We start from the raw sequence: 3,632 nt of genomic DNA on the forward strand, positions 1-3,632 counted from the left end.
CAACTTAAAGGCATGAGTTGCAGTGAGGCCATGAAGCAATACAGTCAAATAGTAGCCAAACTGCCAGTAGTGGCTCAAGAAAAGGAGCTGCCTCTAGAAGAAAAAATTAAAGCTTGGTTAGTCGCTTACATAGCCAAAGTTTTTAACATTGAAGCAGATGAGGTGAATAGTACTCTTCCTTTTGAGCGCTATGCTCTAGGATCGGCTGATGCAGCAAATCTAGTTGCTGAGTTGGGAGCTTGGCTAGAACGAGATATTCCTGCTACTGCGCTTTATAGTTACCCAACTATAGAGTTTTTGGCTAAGCATTTAGTTTCGTCATCCTGAAGATAAGGTGCAAATTACATGGATCCAACCGCGATTATAGGTATTGGTTGTCGTTTTCCAAGTGCTGGAAATCCAGAAAGCTTTTGGCATTTGCTGCGGCATGGAGTGCATACCATCACTGAAGTTCCGCCAAATCGATGGGATGTTGATGCCTTGTATGATCCAGATCCAGCTACACCAGGAAAAATGAACACCCGTTGGGGCGCTTTTCTGGAACAGATAGATATGTTTGAACCGAGTTTCTTCGGAATTTCTCCCCGAGAAGCAGAGTCAATGGATCCCCAGCATAGACTAGTCTTAGAGGTAGCCTGGGAAGCTCTGGAAAATGCAGGACTGGCACCAAATAAGTTAGCTGACAGCCAAACAGGTGTGTTTATAGGAATCGTTGCTAGTGATTATGGCCGACTGGTGTTCAATGATCACCTTAATATAGATGCTTATGGCGGCATTGGCATCACGCCTGGTATTGCAGCGAATCGTCTCTCCTATATACTGAATTTGCACGGACCTAGCTTGGCGATAGACACAGCTTGCTCGTCATCGCTGGTAGCATTGCATTTTGCCTGTCAAAGCCTGCAAAGCGGTGAATCTAATTTGTGCTTGGTCGGAGGGGTGAATTTGGTTTTGTCCCCCGAATACACTCTCACTTTTTCTCAAGCTCGGATGATGGCGTCGGACGGTTTTTGTAAGACTTTTGACAAAGACGCCGATGGTTATGTACGAGGGGAAGGATGTGGTGTAATTGTCCTCAAACGCCTCTGTGATGCCCTCCGGGATAGAGACAATATATTAGCAGTTATCAAAGGCTCGGCAGTTAACCATGATGGTCTAAGCAATGGAATGACTGCACCCAATGGGGTTTCACAGCAGGCAGTTATCAGGCAAGCATTAAAAAATGCTGGTGTAGCGCCAGCCCAGATTAGTTATGTTGAAGCTCACGGTACTGGCACTTCCTTGGGGGACCCAATAGAAGTTGAATCCATAAAAGCAGTACTGGGTCAAGGGCGATCGCCTCTTGATTCCTGTGGGATTGGTTCAATTAAGACCAATATCGGTCATTTGGAAGCTGCGGCGGGAATAGTTGGTCTAATCAAGACAGTTCTATCACTGCAACATCAGCAAATACCATCCCACCTGCACCTCAAACAACTGAATCCCTTAATTAAGTTAGAAGGTACACCCTTTTTTATACCTACTGAGTGCCAACCTTGGTCTGTTGCTACAGAACCTCGCTTGGCTGGGGTCAGTTCCTTTAGCTTTGGTGGCACAAATTGCCATGTCATCTTGTCGGAAGCTCCCAAACAAGAAACCAGAGCTAATGAAATTGAACGCCCTGCTCACATTCTTGCTCTCTCAGCCAAAAATCAGAAGGCTTTGAGTGAATTAGTAGAGCGCTATCAGGCTCATCTGAAATCAAACTCATCCGCAAAGCTGGCAGACGTTTGTTTTACTGCCAATACAGGAAGAACGCATTTTGATCGCCGCCTTTTTGTTACGGCAACATCTACAACAGAGATGCAAAAGGCTCTGCGCGATCTTGCGGAGGGCGAAGATACAGTGCCAACCGGTCAAATATGCAGTCCCAAGCGCCAGAAAATAGCGTTCTTATTTACTGGTCAAGGGTCTGTGTATCTGAATATGGGGCGTCAACTCTACGATACCCAACCGACATTTCGTAATTGCCTCAAACGCTGTGAAGAAATTTTGCGTCCCTATCTGGAAGAACCACTACTATCTGTTCTCTATCCAGATATTGATTTGTCTTCTCCAACATCTGGCGAGGCAAACCAAAAGTTATACAACACGGCCTATACTCAACCTGCTTTATTCGCTCTAGAATATGCCCTATGCCAATTATGGAAATCTTGGGGCATAGAGGCGGATGCTGTCATCGGTCATAGTGTAGGCGAATATGTCGCTGCCTGTGTTGCTGGGGTTTTTAGCCTGGAAGACGGTCTCAAATTGATGGCAATGCGGGGACAGTTAATGCAACAATTGCCTCCAGGTGGTGAGATGTTGTCCTTGCTCGCATCAGAATCTCAAGTGCGAGAAGTGATTGCTCCCTATGGCGATCAAGTTGCGATCGCAGCTCTCAATGGCCCTAGCAGTATAGTAATTTCTGGTAAAAGTGAAGCCATCCAGGAGATTTACAGCAGCGTGTCAACGCAAGGAATAAAAGCAAAATTTTTGCAAGTATCCCATGCTTTTCACTCTCCGCTGATGGAACCAATGCTAGGGCAGTTTGAGGTAGCAGCATGGCAAATCTCCTACAATAAGCCTCAGATTCCTCTAATTTCTAATGTTACTGGGCAACAAATAGGCGATGACACTAGCACTCCTGAATATTGGGTGAATCATATACGACAACCAGTCCGCTTTGCTGATGGTATGCAGACTTTAGACCAGGAAGGCTGTAAAATTTTCTTGGAAATCGGACCCCAGGCAATTTTGCTGGGAATGGGACGCCAATGCTTACCAGAGGACACGGGGGTTTGGTTGCCTTCTCTGCGCAAAGATCGCGAAGACTGGCAACAATTGCTAGAGAGCTTAGGGGAATTTTACGTAAGAGGTGTAGAGGTAGACTGGTCAGGATTCGACAAAGATTATATCCGTGAGAAAGTAGTATTACCTACTTATCCTTTCCAAAGAGAACGGTATTGGACCAAAGCAACTAATTTTACTAACTTTGTAGATAAAGAGGAGTTCCGGGATTGGTTATACGAAGTAGAATGGCGACCTCAAGCTAGTTTTGGCGGGCAGTTTTCATCAGAGGAACTTCTAGACCCATTGACCATTAACCAGAAACTACAACCTTTGGTGTCGTCTTTAGCCTCTGTTAATAACTTGGATAGCTACAGTCAACTTGTGAGACAATTAGAAACTTTGAGTGTGGAATATGTCTTGCAAGCCTTTGACAAAATGGGATGGTCATTTAAACTGGGGGAAAACTTCTCCACTGAATCCCTAGCCCAAAGATTAGGTGTAGCACCACAATATAAACAACTTCTCAACCTGTTGTTAGAGATGCTAGCAGAAGTAGAAATTCTGCGCTACACCGAAAACCAGTGGGTGACACTCCAAACTCCTGAAAAAGTCAATCTACAACAAAAAAATCAGACCTTACTTGCTCAATTCCCCAGCGCTAATGCAGAACTAACTATGTTAGAGCGTTGTGGTTCCCAATTGAGAGCAGTTTTGCAGGGAACTATAGATCCCCTGCAAGTTCTCTTCCCTGAAGGGGATTTTACTATAGCTACCCAACTATATGAACAGTCTCCTGAAGCACAATATACCAATACTTTAGA

At 44.9% G+C, this 3,632-nt stretch carries 2 protein-coding genes; both read left to right on the plus strand.

Annotated elements, in window-relative coordinates:
* On the plus strand, positions 1 to 327 hold a 327-nt coding region (locus F6K49_RS37260; protein ID WP_293105086.1), incomplete at its 5' end, for an acyl carrier protein.
* Positions 328 to 345: 18 nt separating this feature from the next.
* On the plus strand, positions 346 to 3,632 hold a 3,287-nt coding region (locus F6K49_RS37265), incomplete at its 3' end, for a type I polyketide synthase (protein ID WP_293105089.1).

This window comes from Moorena sp. SIO3I6 (genome assembly GCF_010672095.1).